Source organism: Chelonobacter oris (assembly GCF_000772535.1).
GTDB classification, from domain to species: Bacteria; Pseudomonadota; Gammaproteobacteria; order Enterobacterales; family Pasteurellaceae; genus Chelonobacter; species Chelonobacter oris.
The window spans coordinates 88,641-103,795 of the sequence record NZ_JSUM01000003.1 but is presented as its reverse complement, the minus strand read 5'-3'; the positions used below and the strand labels follow the sequence as shown (position 1 = coordinate 103,795).

Sequence of the window (15,155 nt, the reverse complement as noted above, 5' to 3'; positions counted from 1 at the left end):
ACGTTCACGTTTATTTATGCAAGCCGCACTCTTTGCTGTCTTTGTTCTCCCACCACCAACGTCCGGCACGAATGTCTTCCGTTTGCTTAACCGGGCGGGTGCAAGGTTCACAGCCGATACTCGGATAGCCTTGATGATACAATTCATTGAAGGGCACGTTATGCGTCAAAATATATGCCCAAACGTCTTGCTCCGACCAGTCGAAAATCGGGTTGTATTTGGCGATGTTGCGCGCCTGATCACGCTCAGAAAACGGCAATTCTGTACGGGTAACCGACTGCTCGCGCCGCTGTCCGCTCAGCCAGCCATCCGCTCCCCGTAATGCGCGGTTGAGCGGTTCGACTTTGCGGATAAAACAGCACTGCTTGCGTAATTCGACACTATCGTAAAACGCATCTTTGCCGGATTGCCCGACATATTGCGCCACCGCCTGCGCTTGAGGAAAATAGCGCTGTAAATTCAGTGTCGGATATGCCGCTTCAATTTGATCCATCAGCGCCAACGTTTCGGCATTCAAACGCCCTGTTTCGAGTGTAAACACTGCGATCTTGACCGCACTTTTGACAATCATGTCGGTGATCACCATATCTTCCACCGCCAGACTGCTGGCAAATTTCACAGCCTGATGCCGCCCGGCAATCTGTTCAAGGCGTTGTTGCAGAATGGCGGTTCGCTTTGCCAAATCCGCCTGTACCGCACGTTCAATTGTCGGGATTTGCCATAAATTCGGTTTAAACATTTGCTTATTGCTCCTTACGCCACCTGCTGTAACGGCGTTGAATACGATTGCATTTGCCATAACGTATCTTGTGTGGAAACAAATTGAATCGCCTGTGCGCCGAACCAATTCAAGTGCGGTTGCAGCGCCACTACCTCGCCGATCACAATCAACGCCGGTTTTTCAGCGCTTTCCGCCAATATTGCCAATTCGCTCAATTTGCCTGACCGCACTTGCTGTTGCGGCAGCGTACCGTGGCTGATCACCGCCACCGGCGTATCCGCACGGCGCCCGTGCAATTGCAGCTGTCGGCTTAATTCCGCCGCATTGATCGTGCCCATATATACCACCAGTGTTTGGTTGCCCTGCGCCAATGTTTGCCATTGCAGAGGTTTGCCGTCTGCTTGACAGTGACCGGTGATAAACATTGCCGTTTGCGCATGATCACGGTGTGTTAACGGAATGCCGGCATAAGCGGTTGCACCTAGTGCGGCGGTAATGCCCGGCACCACCGTAAACGGAATACCGGCGGCTTTCAGCACTTCTAACTCCTCGCCGCCACGCCCGAATACAAACGGATCGCCGCCTTTCAACCGCACCACCCGTTTGCCCTGATTGGCATAATGCACCAGCAATTGATTGGTTTCAGTTTGCGCTACGCTGTGTTTACCGGCTCGCTTGCCGACAAACACTTTATCCGCATCACGCCGTACCAACTCCAGCACCTGTTCGGAAACCAGTGCGTCATACAGCACCACATCTGCCTGTTGAATGGTTTGCAGCCCTTTTAACGTCAATAAGCCGGCATCCCCCGGACCTGCGCCGACCAGTGCGACTTCGCCCTGAATCGGGCTCTCTTCATTGAGCTGTTGTGCTAAAACCAACGCCGCCTGTTCAGGCTGTTGATTTTCTGTTGTGCGCTGAAATTCTTGATTGGTAAACAATTTTTCCCAAAAGCGGCGACGTTGGGTCAAGTGCGTAAACCGCACTTTGACTCTTTCGCGCCAATGTCCTGAAATTTTTGCCATCATGCCTAAATTCTGCGGCAGCAGCGCTTCCAGTTTTTCACGCAACAAGCGAACCAACACCGGCGCCGTACCGCCGCTGGAAATGGCGATTTGCACCGGACTACGATCAATAATCGACGGAAAAATATAGCTGCAATGCGCTTGATCATCGACAACATTCACCAGTCTCTGCTTAGCCTCGGCGGCTAAAAATATTTGACGGTTCAAAACGCTGTCATTCGTTGCGGCAATCACCAGATAAACCGATTGCAATTGTTCGGTCGTAAAGCGTTGTCCGATCCAGTCGATTTGTTTTTGTTGCTGTAATTGTTGCAGTACATCATGTAACTTTTCAGCCACCACACGCACTTGTGCGCCAACTTTCAGCAAAGCCTCAATCTTGCGCAATGCAACATGGCCGCCGCCGACCACCAGCACCGGACGCTGTTTCAAATCGACAAAAATCGGTAAATAGTCCATTTTTTGTTACCTTGTTATTCGCTTAAATAGAGTTGATCGAACAAGCCGCCGTCAACAAAATGCTGTTGGTTAATCGTTTGCCAATCACCGAAAAGCCGATTGACATGAAAGGTTTCGACGTCAGGAAAGCGCACACTATACTCCGCCAAAATTTGCGGATCGCTCGGTCGAAAATAATTCTCCGCCGCAATCCGCTGCGCCGGCGCTTGCCACAACGAGGCGATAAAATCCTGTGCGGTTCGGCTGTTTTGATGTTTTGCCGTGTTGCGGCCGACCTCCGCCACAAAGACATCGGCACGGGCGCTGTAACTCGGATACACCACTTCAAACTGATCGCTGCCCAGCGCATGTGCGGCCAAACCCGCTTCGTTTTCCGGCGTAACCAGCACATCGCCCACCATTCTTTGCGTGAACGTAATACTGGCCGCTCTGGCGCCGGCATCAAATACCGGAATATTCTTCAACAGCCGCCGCATAAATCCGTCAATTTGCGCTTGATCGACATAGTGTCGCCGGGCATAACCCAAAGCGGAGAGGTAGGCATAACGCCCATTACCGGATGTTTTGGGATTGGCAAAAATCACACCGACGTCCTCACGCGCCAAATCGTCCCAATCTCGAATCCGTTTCGGGTTGCCTTTACGTACCAGAAACACGGTCACGGTGCTGAACGGGCTCGCTTGGTTCGGATATTGCTGCTGCCAGTTTTTTGCGACCAATCCGCTTTCCGCCAATAAATCCACGTCATTTTGCTGATTTAAGGTCACCACATCGGCAGGCAGCCCGTTGCGCACCGCAATCGCCTGTTTACTGGCGCCGCCGAAAGACTGTGCGATAGTCAGCGTTTGTCGGTGTTGCTGTTGATAAGCATCGATATACCACGAATTGTAATGCTTATAGTAATCACGAATGACATCATAAGAGACGACCAACAGCGAACTGTCCGCTTGTGCGTTGCCGCTTACAACGGCTGAGAATATCGGCAGCAACAGCCGCCATCTCGTTTGAATCTTCATTCCGCCCCCACCGCACTTTCCAGTCCAAATTCGCCGACAATAAGCCCGCATTCGCTATGGTTGATAGTTATAAAATAATTTTTTTATGCCTGAAAATAATAAAAAGTTATAAATTAGTTGCTTTAAGACTATAAAAACCGCTAAACCGCACTTTCGATTCGGTTTATTCCGTTTGGCAATAAATGAGAACTTTATGTTCTTTGCTTCTCATCTTGTCCTCCGCCATAGTGACAGCCTGAATCAAATTCTTTGTGTTATAGGTGTAATAAAATGAAGATCTTAAATTCAAGCGCGGTTTTGCCGGGTTTCAAAACCAGTTTTGGATTAAGCCTGTTTTGGATTGGCGGTATGGTGCTGCTGCCGTTTGCCATGTTATTGATTACCACCCTTCAATTGGAATGGGGTGACTTTTGGCAGATCATCACCAATCAACGGGTTGTCGCCGCCATTCTTCTCTCTTTTAAAATGGCATTTATCGCCACCTTAGTGAATCTTGTTTTCGGCACGCTTACCGCCTGGGTTCTCGTGCGCTACGACTTCAGCGGAAAATCACTCCTCAATGCCTTGATTGATCTGCCTTTCGCCTTGCCGACCGCCGTCGCCGGCATTGTGCTTGCCAGCTTGTATGCGCCCAACGGCCTGTTCGGACAATGGTTTGCCCGTTTTGATATTCAGGTTGCATTTACCCCGTTCGGTATTGCGATTGCATTGGTTTTCGTCAGTTTTCCGTTTATCGTGCGCGCCGTTCAGCCGGTGTTGAACGATTTGGACAGTTCGCTGGAAGAGGCGGCCACCACACTGGGCGCAAGCCGTTTCACCATCCTGCGGCGCATCATTCTGCCGGCACTCTACCCTGCCATGATCAGCGGCGCCGGCATGGGGCTGGCACGTTCGCTGGGCGAGTACGGGTCGGTCATTTTTATCGCCGGCAATATCCCGATGGTATCGGAAATCGCCCCGCTGATTATTATGGCAAAACTGGATATTTATGATATGCAGGGGGCATCTGCGGTCGCCTTTCTGATGCTGCTGATTTCATTTCTGGTATTGCTGCTGATTAATCTGTGGCAGTGGTATTTAAACCGTCATGACAGTAACAAATAAAACTCAAGCGGAGTACTCAGTATGATAAATGAACAATATCAAGAAGCCCGTTGGTTACGCTTGCTTTTAATCGGCATTAGTCTGGCATTTCTGGTTTTACTGTTGATTGTGCCGCTATCGGCCATTTTTTACCAAGCGCTGGCGGCGGGCTGGGCGGTATTTGTTGAATCGCTCTCGCAAACCGAAGCACTGCACGCAATCCGATTAACCTTAATCGTGGCAGTGATTACCCTGCCGATCAATATTGTCTTCGGTGTGATAATGGCATGGCTGTTGGCACATTTTGATTTTAAAGGAAAACAGTTGCTGGCAACGCTGATTGATCTGCCTTTATCCGTGTCACCGGTCGTTGCCGGCTTAATGTTTGTTTTGTTATTTGGCATCAACGGGCTATTCGGCTCATGGCTGGATACGAATAATATTCAGGTTATCTTCGCCCTGCCCGGCATTGTTTTAGCTACCCTGTTCGTCACCTTTCCATTGGTGGTAAAATCGCTGCTGCCCAATATGACAGCCCTCGGCAACAGCGAAGAACAGGCGGCATTAACCTTGGGCGCTTCCGTTTGGCATATTTTTTTCAGAATCACCTTACCGAAAATAAAATGGCCGCTGCTCTACGGTGCAATCCTTGCCAATGCGCGTGCGATGGGGGAATTCGGCGCAGTCAGTGTGGTGTCGGGACATATCCGCAATCTGACCAATACGATTCCGCTGCACGTTGAAATTCTTTATAACGAATATCAGTTCACCGCGGCGTTTGCTTGCGCCAGCCTGTTGGCACTGATCGCCATTTTAACGCTGTTATTACAGAATCTGGTCGGCTATCTGCAAAAAATCAAGCACCATAAAACCAAACCGTTGAGCGATTATATTGTGCTCGACGAAACCGCCTGATTATGATTTAACGAGGTTGTTATGTCTGTCGTCATTAAAAATTTAAATAAACATTTCGGTAGTTTTACTGCCCTGAAAAATATTAATCTGGAATTGAAACAAGGTGAACTGACCGCACTTTTGGGGCCAAGCGGCTGCGGCAAAACCACATTATTGCGAATTATCGCGGGACTGGATTTTGCCGACTCCGGTCATATTCTGTTTGCCGGACGTGATGTCACACAACTGACCGCCGCTCGGCGCAAAGTCGGCTTTGTCTTCCAGCATTATGCGCTGTTTCGCCATATGACGATTTTTGATAATGTGGCTTTCGGACTGCAAGTGCGCTCAAAGCGCGAGCGGCCCACAAAAGAAGCCATTCGGGAACGGGTATTCAGCTTGTTGGAGTTGGTTAAACTGGCGCATCTTGCCGCCTCGTATCCCGATCAGCTTTCCGGCGGACAACGCCAACGGATTGCACTGGCGCGCGCTTTAGCGGTTAAACCGGAAGTCTTACTGTTGGATGAACCTTTCGGGGCATTAGACGCCCAAGTGCGGAAAAGTCTGCGCCGTTGGTTACGCACTTTACAGCATGAGCTGAATATCACGACGGTATTCGTCACCCACGATCAGGAAGAAGCGCTGGAAGTGTCGGATCGCGTGGTAGTCATGAATCAGGGGCAGGTGGAACAAGTGGATTTCCCGTCCAATATTTATTATGCGCCGCAAACCGAATTTGTGACCGAATTTGTCGGCGATAACAACATTTTTCACGGTCATCTGGATCAGGATCAATTAATTGTCGGCGAATTTGTCCACCAAATCAAAGCCAACGGCAAGCCGAATCATGCTAACGGTTCAGCCACCGCCTATGTGCGCCCTTATGAATTGACGCTGTCCCGCCAAAGCCGGAACGCACTGGCAAAAGGCGAGATTACGCATATCTACAATATCGGTTTTCTGACGCGGGTAGAATTACAGAGCGGTCAAAGCCGGCAACCGATCGAAGTGATTCTGACCAAAGATCAGTTCCGGCGGGAAAATTACCATATCGGCGAAGCGGTTTATCTGATTCCTGATAATTTAAATTTGTTTCAGAATATGAATTTGTAAATATCCTCGCAAAAATGCAAGTGCGGTCAAACCGCACTTGCGTTGTTAAGCCTGATTATCTTCGATCTGTTTCAATTCGCTTTGTGCCGTGCGCAACGCATCATCAAACAACTTAAAGGTATTATGCTCGCCGACCAGCTGAATAATGCCGCCACGGCGCAGCTTCTGCGTGACATTATGGTTCGCACCGGACAACATCACCGTCACCCCCTGATTTTGCAAATTGTCGATCACATTTTCCAGACTTTGAATGCCGGTCATATCGATAAATGGAACCCATTTCAAGCGAATAATCAGATATTTCGGATAGGTCTGGCTGTCTCCCAATGCGCGATTAAAATTTTCTACCGCCCCAAAGAAAAACGGGCCGTCCACCGTAAACACCAACAACTCTTCCGGCAGCGTCTCTATGCCGATTCTCGCCAATAAATCCGCCTGCGAAAGCCGTTTGACTTCCACACTGCCTGCCATTCGCCGTAAAAACAGCAAGGTCGCCAAAATCACCCCGATATTCACCGCCACCACTAGATCGGCGAATACAGTCAATCCGAACGTGATCAACAAAATCGCCACATCGCTTTTCGGCGCCCGTTTGATCATTTTCAGAAAGCGTTTCGCTTCACTCATGTTCCATGCCACGACAAATAAAATTGCGGATAACACCGCCAACGGAATGTGTACCGCCAGCGGCGCAAGCACCAATAAAATCACAACCAGCGTTACGGAATGGATAATTCCTGACAACGGACTTGTGGCGCCATTACGGATATTGGTTGCTGTGCGGGCGATCGCCCCGGTCGCCGCAAAGCCGCCAAAGAGCGGTGCGGCAATATTGGCTATCCCCTGTCCGACCAATTCTTGGTTGGAATTGTGCCGTGTTCCGGCCATTCCGTCCGCCACCACCGCCGACAACAAGGATTCAATCGCGCCGAGCATGGCGATCGTAAACGCCGGTCCGATCAGTTCAATCATATTTGTCCAACTCAAACTCGGTATTTTAAATTCGGGCAATCCCTGCGGAATACCGCCAAATGCGCTGCCGATGGTTTTCACACCGTCAAACTGAAAAACAAACTGAATAAGGCTGATAACCAATAAGGCAATCAAAGGGCCGGGAATGCGTTTAAAACCAGGTATTTTAGAACTGTACAAAACCAGAAGCAGGGCAAAAACCGCTAAAAGTGCGGTCGTAAAATGAAACTGCGGAAATGCTTGCAGCAGATGAAACAGTTTTAAATGGAAATGATCACCGTTGACATTCGGCAAACCGAAAAAATCCTGCCACTGCCCCACCCAGATAATCACGGCGATTCCTGCCGTGAAACCGACAATCACCGGCGACGGAATATACTTGATGATCGCCCCCATTCGGGTTAAACCGAATGCCAGTAAAATCACACCGGCCATCAAGGTGGCGACTTGAAGCCCTTCAATGCCGTATTGCGCCGTAATACCGGACAACACCACAATAAACGCCCCGGTCGGACCACTAATTTGCAAACGGCTGCCGCCGAATACCGCAGTACAAAACCCGGCAATAATCGAGGTATAAATCCCCTGTTCCGGTTTAGCGCCGGAAGCAATCGCAAACGCCATTCCCAGGGGCAAAGCAACAATACCGACAATAATGCCGGCAATAATATTATTTAACCAATGACTGCGCGTAAATAAACCGCTCTTGAATGCTTCTGTAACCGCGAACATCTGAAGTGACCTTTAATAACGACATAGGCGTGTATTATATGACGATTAAAAACAGTGGGCATTAATCCGATAAAAAATTTGCCAGTAAAATCACAGTTCTATAAAAATCTGTTAATACAAAGAATATCAATAGTTTAAAAAAGGTTAAAAATATAATCAGGGAATTTGCTATGAAGTGGTGGGTCGTGAAGGATTCGAACCTTCGACCAACGGATTAAAAGTCCGCTGCTCTACCGACTGAGCTAACGACCCTCGCCTATAAAAAATAGGGGGATTTTTTGACTTAAGTGGTGGGTCGTGAAGGATTCGAACCTTCGACCAACGGATTAAAAGTCCGCTGCTCTACCGACTGAGCTAACGACCCTCGCCTATGCAAAATAGGGATTTTAACTTAAGTGGTGGGTCGTGAAGGATTCGAACCTTCGACCAACGGATTAAAAGTCCGCTGCTCTACCGACTGAGCTAACGACCCACAATAAGCGGCTGTTACAAATTTAAGTGGTGGGTCGTGAAGGATTCGAACCTTCGACCAACGGATTAAAAGTCCGCTGCTCTACCGACTGAGCTAACGACCCTCGTTTGTAACGAGGCACTATAATACTCATTTTGCGGAAGTTATCAATCAAAAATTTTAAATTTTTTTCCGCTTGCCTGAATTATCTACAATATAACCCGGCGACTCGCCATTATGGTGATAATCTGAACGCTCTGACAAATAGCCAAAACAAAACAACCCCGATCTAGATCGGGGTTGTTTCTACTGCTTTTAAGCTACGCTACGAATTAGTACGCCAATACAGCACGACGGTTTTTCGCGTAATCCGCTTCGGTGTGTCCCAAAACAGCCGGTTTTTCTTCACCGTAAGAAACGGTTGACAATTGAGAACCGGAAACCCCTTTACCTGTCAGGTAGTTAACCACGGCGTCTGCACGACGTTGACCCAATGCGATGTTGTACTCAGGAGTACCACGCTCATCGGTATTACCTTCAACCAACACTTTGCTTGCCGGAGTGGCTGTCAAGTATAGTGAATGGGCATCCAGCAATTGTTGGTATTGACCTTCGATATTGTATTGATCAAAACCGAAGTACACAGTGTTATAACGCTGTTGTAAATCTTCAGCCGTATAGTTACCGTATAATTGACCTTGAGCAGCAGAATCGTCAGAAGAACTGCTACATGCAGCCAATACGAATGCAGGTGCAGCAACCATCAGAACTTTTGCAAGTTTTTTCATTTTTAATTACTCCTTAGTTTTTAGTAAGAAACGGAGACCAAGCTGGGAACTTAATTTGCCCGTCCGCACCTGGTAACCTAGCTTTGAAGCGTCCGTCAGCGGACACCAATTGTAACACTTTCCCCAGCCCTTGGGTAGAGCTATAAATAATCATAATTCCGTTGGGTGATACACTCGGACTTTCATCAAGAAAAGTTGAGCCCAACACCTCCACACTGCCGCTCGCCAAATCTTTTTTGACGATATGGTCAGCAGAAATCATGATTAGACTTTTGCCGTCAGAAGTAATCTGACCGCTATAACTTCTGCCGCCGGCACCGACATAGCTTGCGCCGCCGCCATAAGCACTCATCATATAGACCTGCGGACTGCCGCCACGATCAGAAGTAAATACGATAGACTGACCGTCAGGCGACCAGCTCGGCTCCGTATTATTGCCCGCACCGCTGGTCAATTGGGTCACTTGCCCGCTTGCCAGATTATGTACATAAATATTCAACTGTCCGTCACGCGAAGAAGCAAACGCCAAGCGCGTCCCGTCCGGTGAAAATGCCGGTGCCCCATTATGTCTCGGTGCAGAGGCTACCACTTTACGTGAACCCGAACCTAGATCCTGTACGACCAATTGTGATTTGCGGTTTTCAAAACTAACATAAGCCAGCTTTTTCCCGTCGGCAGACCAACTTGGCGACATGATCGGCTGTGAACTGCGGTTGACGACAAATTGATTATGTCCGTCATAATCGGAAACGCGTAACTCGTAAGGATTACTGCCGCCATTGCGCTGTACAACATAAGCGATACGGGTTCTGAAAGCGCCGCGAATAGCGGTCAGTTTTTCAAATACTTCATCGCTTACGGTATGTGCGCCATAACGCAGTTGGCTATTATTCGGAATCGTATAGCTGTTTTGCAGTAAGACCGAGCCGGCCGCCCCGGAACCTCCGATGGTATCCACCAGTTGATAGGCGATATTATAACCCGAACCGGTCGGCGTAATTTGTCCGACGATAATTTCGGTCAATCCCAATGCAGCCCACGCTTCCGGATTCACTTCCGCTACGGAAGACGGGGTTTGCGGCATTCTGCTGACCGGAATAGGGTTGAATTTACCACTATGTCTCAAATCGGCAGAAATAATATCTGCAATATCCGCCGGCGCAGCACCCGGTCCATTCCATTTGAACGGCACCACTGCGATCGGTTGCGCACTATCTATCCCTTCATCAATGATGATACGTACTTCCTCAGCCCGTATCGTATTACTGACAAACAGTAACATAAATACTAATATTGCCGTTATCCGAGTAATATATTTCATTTAAATCCCCTATGTTAAGAATACTACCACCAGTATTGATTTTTATTTTAAATCAAAATCAATAATTGGATTTTTATATCTGCCGTAAACCGCATCGGACGCTGCCGCCGGTACTTTTTTAGTATTGGCTACCGCTCTTAATGCAGAGTTACAAATATCATCAGGTCCGGAAATTTTTTGATAATTCAAAATAGTGCCGTCTCTTGCCAATGAAATTCTGACGCTGCAGGTTTTGCCTGCAAAACTCGCATCACGAATAAAACGCCGTTGAATCGTACGCTTAATCACGCCGGCATATTCATCACCGGCCCTGGCACCATCCGCACCACTGACGGTTCCCGCACCGCTGCCGGTAGTACCGCCACGATTTTGATTGCCGCCGCGTGCAGCGGAACCACCGCCAATCGTTCCGCTATTCATAAAATCATCCAATGCCGCTTGTTGCGCCGCCTTTTCTGCCGCTTTAGCTTTTGCCTCTGCCGCAGCTTTTGCTTTTGCTGCCGCATCGGCCTTTGCTTTGGCATCCGCTTTCGCTTGTGCAGCAGCTTTAGCCTGTGCAGCCTTTTCTTTGGCTTCTGCATCAGCTTTGGCTTTTGTTTCGGCGTCTGCTTTTGCCTTAGCTTGCGCAGCGGCTTTTGCTTCAGCTGCCGCTTTCGCAGCAGCTGCTTGAGCTTCCTGTTCGGCTTTTATTTTTGCCGCAGCTTCCAAGCGCTTGGCCTCGGCATCCGCTTTTAACTTTGCCTGCTCGGCAATACGTTTTGCTTCGGCTTCTTTGGCGATTCGCTGCTGTCTTGCAATCTCCTCTTGCTTTGCCTGCGCTTCCCGTCGCTGCTGTTCAGCTTTTTGTCGCTCTTGCTTCTGTGCTTCTTGCTGTTCGATCTGTTGTTTCTCTTGTTGCTGACGCTGTCGTTCAAGTTCTTGTTGGCGTTGTTGGGCAAGTTGTTCCAATTCTTGCTGCTTCGCTTTTTCAATATCGCCTTTCTGCTGTTGTTGAATTCGCCCCCACTCTTGAGCAGCCGCTCCGGTATCAACCATCACGGCACCCATCACATCGCCTTCCCCCTCACCGCCCCCGGCAGCCGGCATATACTTATACCATAAGGAACCGATTATCAAGACTCCAAACAGTAATCCGTGCAGGACGGTGGAAATCAAAACCGCACGATTTAATTTCTGATTTTTCTCTGTCTTCACTGCTTGTCCCGTAATGGTCATTATAAAGGATTGGTCATTAAACCGACAGACTTGATGCCGGCAAGATGAAGCAGATTCAATGCCTTAATCACCTCTTCATAAGGCGCTTCTTTTGCTCCTCCGACCAAAAACAGCGTATTGTTATCTTTATCAAACTCCTGTTTCGCCATCTCCGTCACCATGTCGGTGGTCAGCTCTTCATGGCGCTCACCGCCGATCACCAAAGTATATAACCCGATACTCGATACTTCGAGAATAACCGGGGTTTTATCCTCATTGGAAACCGATTGACTGTCGACGGAATCAGGCAGTTCAACCTGTACACTCTGGCTGATGATTGGCGCCGTTGCCATAAAAATCAGTAATAATACCAATAATACGTCCAAAAACGGCACAATATTGATCTCTGATTTCATATCACGGCGTTTGCGTCTATACGACATAATATCCTCTTATACTTTATGCTATGCTGTCCGGAAATCAGTCAGTATTTTTCTTGGCAAAAGCCTGACGGTGTAAAATAGTGGTAAATTCGTCAATAAAATTAGTATAGTTCTGTTCCAGCTTACCGACACGCAAACTCAAGCGATTATATGCCATAACGGCCGGAATCGCTGCAAACAAACCGATTGCCGTGGCAATCAACGCTTCAGCAATCCCGGGCGCAACCATCTGCAATGTGGCCTGTTTAACATTACTCAACGCCATAAAGGCATGCATGATTCCCCATACCGTACCGAAAAGTCCGATATACGGGCTGATTGAGGCGACCGTCGCCAAAAACGGAATTCGGTTTTCAACTTCTTCGATTTCACGATTTAAAGTCAGGTTCATTGCCCGGCTGGTACCTTGAATAATTGACTCCGGAGTGCTGGAAGCGGTTTGCTGTAAGCGTAAAAACTCTTTAAATCCGACATAGAAAATTTGTTCGCTGCCGTTTAAGGCGTCGCGGCGGTTATCCATGCCTTCATACAGTTTATTCAAATCTTCGCCCGACCAAAAACGATCTTCAAAACTCGCCGACGATTTTAACGCCTGACGTAAAATTGCACTACGCTGAATAATAATCGCCCATGAAATGATTGAAAAAAGGATTAAGATAGCGATAACAATCTGTACGATAATACTCGCATCTAAAAAAAGCGCCAAAAAATTTAACTCAGTCGACATCGATAACCCCGATTAGTCCATTTTAAAATAATTACTTTCCTACCAGTGCCGTTCTGATTATGTCAGGGATCGGCGCCGGCTTCATCTTGGATAAATTAACCGATGCAACTAAGACAGTTGCATTTGACAATAATTCATCCTGCTTAAATAATTTCTGTTCAAAGACGATACTTGCTTTTTTGATTTGCCTGATTTCCGTCTTAACCGTCAAATAATCATCCAGTTTAGCGGCGATACGATAGTCAATCTGCATACTGCGAACGACAAAAGCCAATTGGAATTGCTGTAACAACTGCTGTTGTTCAAACCCCGAATGTCGCAAATATTCCGTTCTCGCCCGTTCAAAAAAATGCAGATAACGCGCATGATAAACCACTCCACCGGCATCAGTATCTTCATAATAAATTCTGACGGGTATCTGCTGCATCGCTTCATCCTCATGATTTTCAAAGTTGCTATTATCAAGAATTGTTCGATACTTGTCTAGTGATAGCAATCGGAATCGGCAGGAATATTTTTACGCTAAAACAGTTACCAAGGTAAAAAATATCATTTCGTTCTCTATTCTCAAGCAAGAAAATGATATTTAGATAACAAACGGCTGACAGGCAAAGTGCGGTCTGCTCCAATCAAACAGACCGCACTTTGATAAAAAATCCAAAAATTTCAACTGAAATAAATGTAACCGAATCCGGCTAACGCCGCCAGATAACCGATTAACGGGTTAAAAAAACCTTTCCAACGATTTTTCTGAATAGTGAAGCCAATACCGTGAATCCACAAAACCGACGTTCCCCAGATCAAAAATAAGGTAAATAACGGTGAAGGACCGCCAAGTTCCAATGCAAATTTCTTTGCATTAAAGAAAATGGAAAACATCAATGCCACGGCAAGCACAAATGAAAGGGCTCGATAAGAGCCCTTGTTGAATAATTGATAGAGTCGTTCAATCATATTTACTCATCAAATTTGCCGGTTTTCTCAATACTGATCGTAATAATAGCTGCAAAGAAAACCGCTAATAACACACCTAAAATCCAAGCTACATAAAACATAATAATTCCTCTTTTCCGGTGTTGTTAGTACAGTGAGTTTTTATTTTCTTCGATAAAGCCGCTGTCAAGACGTCCGAACATTTTCGCATATGCCCAGATGGTGTAAGCCAGCAAAATTACCACGAAAATCAATGACAACACGAACATGATCATCAATGTCAAATGGCTTGACGTCGAATCCCACATCAGCAAACTGGTGTTAGGATTAGTGATTGACGGCATGATGAACGGGAACATGGAAACCCCGAAAGTAAAAATCACACCGGCCATGGTCAATGACGAAAATAGAAATGCAAAGCCTGAACGGTTGGCTTTAGAGAACACAATGTTCAATAAGCCGCCGCCGACTGCCAGAAGCGGCAGTACCCATAAAATCGGCATTTCTCTGAAGTTATTAAACCAAGCGCCTGTTTCCAGTATCACTTCTTTACCCAATGGCGTTGAAGGACCGTTTTTATCAATCACACTGGTCACGACATAACCGTCTTTGAACAATAGCCAAACACCCGCTAATACAAAGGTGATCACGGTTGCAAATGCGCCGACCTGAGTGATCACTCGGGCACGGTCACGCAATTCCGCCGTTGTTTTCATTTGTAACCAAGCTGCACCTTGGGTTACCAACATCGACAAGCTGACTAAGCCGCACAGCAATGCAAACGGATTCAGCAATTCAAAGAACGAACCGGTGTATTTCACCTGCAAAATATCATTGAATTCAAACGGAACGCCTTGCAGCAGATTACCGAACGCAACGCCGAATACCAACGAAGGCGCGAAACCACTGATGAACAAGCCCCAATCCCAAGCGGTACGCCATTTAGGATTATCGATTTTAGCGCGATATTCCAATCCGACCGGGCGGAAAAACAACGCCGCTAAAACCAGAATCATGGCAATATAAAAGCCGGAAAAAGACGTTGCGTAAACAATCGGCCATGCAGCGAACATTGCACCGCCGGCAGTCAACAACCAAACCTGATTGCCGTCCCAGTGCGGTGCAATCGAGTTGATCATAATGCGTTTTTCAACCTCTTTTTTACCCGCAAAAGGCAACAAGGTCAAAACCCCCATATCAAAGCCATCTGTCACTGCGAAGCCGAGAAGTAAAACCCCAACAAGCAGCCACCAAATAAAGCGTAGAATTTCGTAGTCAATCAT

The 15,155-nt window shown here is 47.5% G+C and carries 16 protein-coding genes and 4 tRNA genes; 3 read left to right on the top strand and 17 right to left on the bottom strand.

The genetic code is table 11. The features are described from left to right. Window positions 1-10 precede the first annotated feature (10 nt). Genes OA57_RS01930 through OA57_RS01920 form a run of 3 tightly spaced genes read right to left on the bottom strand, consistent with a single transcriptional unit; the run spans window position 11 to window position 3,221 of the window. Window positions 11-739 (bottom strand): phosphoadenylyl-sulfate reductase, encoded by a 729-nt coding sequence (locus OA57_RS01930; RefSeq protein WP_034612750.1) that lies wholly within the window; start codon window positions 737-739, stop codon window positions 11-13. A 14-nt stretch (window positions 740-753) separates the two neighbouring features. Further along, entirely contained in the window at window positions 754-2,205 is a 1,452-nt protein-coding gene (gene cysG, locus OA57_RS01925; RefSeq protein WP_034612749.1) for a siroheme synthase CysG, read from the bottom strand. Window positions 2,206-2,219: 14 nt separating this feature from the next. Further along, window positions 2,220-3,221 (bottom strand): sulfate ABC transporter substrate-binding protein, encoded by a 1,002-nt coding sequence (locus tag OA57_RS01920; protein WP_052122329.1) that lies wholly within the window; start codon window positions 3,219-3,221, stop codon window positions 2,220-2,222. 270 nt (window positions 3,222-3,491) lie between these two features. Here OA57_RS01920 and cysT point away from each other — a divergent pair, with 270 nt between their 5' ends. Genes cysT through OA57_RS01905 form a run of 3 tightly spaced genes read left to right on the top strand, consistent with a single transcriptional unit; the run spans window position 3,492 to window position 6,311 of the window. Next, complete coding sequence (cysT, locus tag OA57_RS01915) at window positions 3,492-4,325, top strand: sulfate ABC transporter permease subunit CysT (RefSeq protein ID WP_034612748.1); 834 nt, start codon at window positions 3,492-3,494, stop codon at window positions 4,323-4,325. Between the two features lie 21 nt (window positions 4,326-4,346). Continuing rightward, a complete protein-coding gene (cysW, locus tag OA57_RS01910) occupies window positions 4,347-5,219 on the top strand; it encodes a sulfate ABC transporter permease subunit CysW (protein ID WP_034612745.1) in 873 nt (290 codons plus the stop codon). A gap of 21 nt (window positions 5,220-5,240) precedes the next feature. Further along, window positions 5,241-6,311 (top strand): sulfate/molybdate ABC transporter ATP-binding protein, encoded by a 1,071-nt coding sequence (locus OA57_RS01905; RefSeq protein WP_034612742.1) that lies wholly within the window; start codon window positions 5,241-5,243, stop codon window positions 6,309-6,311. Window positions 6,312-6,356: 45 nt separating this feature from the next. On the opposite strand, the gene OA57_RS01900 is transcribed toward OA57_RS01905, so the two are convergent. The 14 genes from OA57_RS01900 to cydB all read right to left on the bottom strand — a co-directional run bounded on the left by OA57_RS01900 (window position 6,357) and on the right by cydB (window position 15,155). Further along, window positions 6,357-8,015 (bottom strand): SulP family inorganic anion transporter, encoded by a 1,659-nt coding sequence (locus tag OA57_RS01900; RefSeq protein ID WP_034612741.1) that lies wholly within the window; start codon window positions 8,013-8,015, stop codon window positions 6,357-6,359. A 176-nt stretch (window positions 8,016-8,191) separates the two neighbouring features. Next, window positions 8,192-8,267: transfer RNA gene (locus OA57_RS01895), tRNA-Lys, on the bottom strand. A 36-nt stretch (window positions 8,268-8,303) separates the two neighbouring features. Next, window positions 8,304-8,379 (bottom strand) — tRNA-Lys (locus OA57_RS01890). 32 nt (window positions 8,380-8,411) lie between these two features. Next, window positions 8,412-8,487 (bottom strand) — tRNA-Lys (locus OA57_RS01885). A 27-nt stretch (window positions 8,488-8,514) separates the two neighbouring features. Continuing rightward, a tRNA-Lys gene (locus OA57_RS01880) sits at window positions 8,515-8,590 on the bottom strand. A gap of 208 nt (window positions 8,591-8,798) precedes the next feature. Continuing rightward, window positions 8,799-9,254: a peptidoglycan-associated lipoprotein Pal gene (gene pal, locus OA57_RS01875; RefSeq protein ID WP_034612739.1), complete on the bottom strand. Its 456-nt coding sequence runs from the start codon at window positions 9,252-9,254 to the stop codon at window positions 8,799-8,801. 13 nt (window positions 9,255-9,267) lie between these two features. Then, the gene (gene tolB / locus OA57_RS01870; RefSeq protein ID WP_034612738.1) at window positions 9,268-10,575 is read right to left on the bottom strand and encodes a Tol-Pal system beta propeller repeat protein TolB; all 1,308 of its coding nucleotides are present in this window, start codon (window positions 10,573-10,575) and stop codon (window positions 9,268-9,270) included. A gap of 42 nt (window positions 10,576-10,617) precedes the next feature. Continuing rightward, a complete protein-coding gene (gene tolA, locus OA57_RS01865; RefSeq protein ID WP_034613526.1) occupies window positions 10,618-11,769 on the bottom strand; it encodes a cell envelope integrity protein TolA in 1,152 nt (383 codons plus the stop codon). Window positions 11,770-11,789: 20 nt separating this feature from the next. Next, window positions 11,790-12,212 carry a colicin uptake protein TolR gene (gene tolR / locus OA57_RS01860; protein ID WP_034612736.1) on the bottom strand — a complete coding sequence of 141 codons (423 nt, stop codon included), beginning with the start codon at window positions 12,210-12,212 and terminating at the stop codon, window positions 11,790-11,792. A 37-nt stretch (window positions 12,213-12,249) separates the two neighbouring features. Further along, window positions 12,250-12,939 (bottom strand): protein TolQ, encoded by a 690-nt coding sequence (gene tolQ / locus OA57_RS01855; protein WP_034612734.1) that lies wholly within the window; start codon window positions 12,937-12,939, stop codon window positions 12,250-12,252. 31 nt (window positions 12,940-12,970) lie between these two features. Next, entirely contained in the window at window positions 12,971-13,366 is a 396-nt protein-coding gene (ybgC, locus tag OA57_RS01850) for a tol-pal system-associated acyl-CoA thioesterase (RefSeq protein ID WP_034612731.1), read from the bottom strand. 239 nt (window positions 13,367-13,605) lie between these two features. Next, complete coding sequence (ybgE, locus tag OA57_RS01845) at window positions 13,606-13,893, bottom strand: cyd operon protein YbgE (RefSeq protein WP_034612728.1); 288 nt, start codon at window positions 13,891-13,893, stop codon at window positions 13,606-13,608. Between the two features lie 2 nt (window positions 13,894-13,895). Further along, the gene (locus OA57_RS12325) at window positions 13,896-13,994 is read right to left on the bottom strand and encodes a CydX/CbdX family cytochrome bd oxidase small subunit (RefSeq protein ID WP_084589846.1); all 99 of its coding nucleotides are present in this window, start codon (window positions 13,992-13,994) and stop codon (window positions 13,896-13,898) included. A 24-nt stretch (window positions 13,995-14,018) separates the two neighbouring features. Then, window positions 14,019-15,155 (bottom strand): cytochrome d ubiquinol oxidase subunit II, encoded by a 1,137-nt coding sequence (gene cydB, locus OA57_RS01840; protein ID WP_034612725.1) that lies wholly within the window; start codon window positions 15,153-15,155, stop codon window positions 14,019-14,021.

What these genes read in the sequence shown, in the direction of transcription:
- OA57_RS01930 (WP_034612750.1), bottom strand. Translation starts at nt 739, where the DNA reads ATGTTTAAACCGAATTTATGGCAAATCCCGACAATTGAACGTGCGGTA.
- cysG (WP_034612749.1), bottom strand. Translation starts at nt 2,205, where the DNA reads ATGGACTATTTACCGATTTTTGTCGATTTGAAACAGCGTCCGGTGCTG.
- OA57_RS01920 (WP_052122329.1), bottom strand. Translation starts at nt 3,221, where the DNA reads ATGAAGATTCAAACGAGATGGCGGCTGTTGCTGCCGATATTCTCAGCC.
- cysT (WP_034612748.1), top strand. Translation starts at nt 3,492, where the DNA reads ATGAAGATCTTAAATTCAAGCGCGGTTTTGCCGGGTTTCAAAACCAGT.
- cysW (WP_034612745.1), top strand. Translation starts at nt 4,347, where the DNA reads ATGATAAATGAACAATATCAAGAAGCCCGTTGGTTACGCTTGCTTTTA.
- OA57_RS01905 (WP_034612742.1), top strand. Translation starts at nt 5,241, where the DNA reads ATGTCTGTCGTCATTAAAAATTTAAATAAACATTTCGGTAGTTTTACT.
- OA57_RS01900 (WP_034612741.1), bottom strand. Translation starts at nt 8,015, where the DNA reads ATGTTCGCGGTTACAGAAGCATTCAAGAGCGGTTTATTTACGCGCAGT.
- pal (WP_034612739.1), bottom strand. Translation starts at nt 9,254, where the DNA reads ATGAAAAAACTTGCAAAAGTTCTGATGGTTGCTGCACCTGCATTCGTA.
- tolB (WP_034612738.1), bottom strand. Translation starts at nt 10,575, where the DNA reads ATGAAATATATTACTCGGATAACGGCAATATTAGTATTTATGTTACTG.
- tolR (WP_034612736.1), bottom strand. Translation starts at nt 12,212, where the DNA reads ATGTCGTATAGACGCAAACGCCGTGATATGAAATCAGAGATCAATATT.
- tolQ (WP_034612734.1), bottom strand. Translation starts at nt 12,939, where the DNA reads ATGTCGACTGAGTTAAATTTTTTGGCGCTTTTTTTAGATGCGAGTATT.
- ybgC (WP_034612731.1), bottom strand. Translation starts at nt 13,366, where the DNA reads ATGCAGCAGATACCCGTCAGAATTTATTATGAAGATACTGATGCCGGT.
- ybgE (WP_034612728.1), bottom strand. Translation starts at nt 13,893, where the DNA reads ATGATTGAACGACTCTATCAATTATTCAACAAGGGCTCTTATCGAGCC.
- OA57_RS12325 (WP_084589846.1), bottom strand. Translation starts at nt 13,994, where the DNA reads ATGTTTTATGTAGCTTGGATTTTAGGTGTGTTATTAGCGGTTTTCTTT.
- cydB (WP_034612725.1), bottom strand. Translation starts at nt 15,155, where the DNA reads ATGATTGACTACGAAATTCTACGCTTTATTTGGTGGCTGCTTGTTGGG.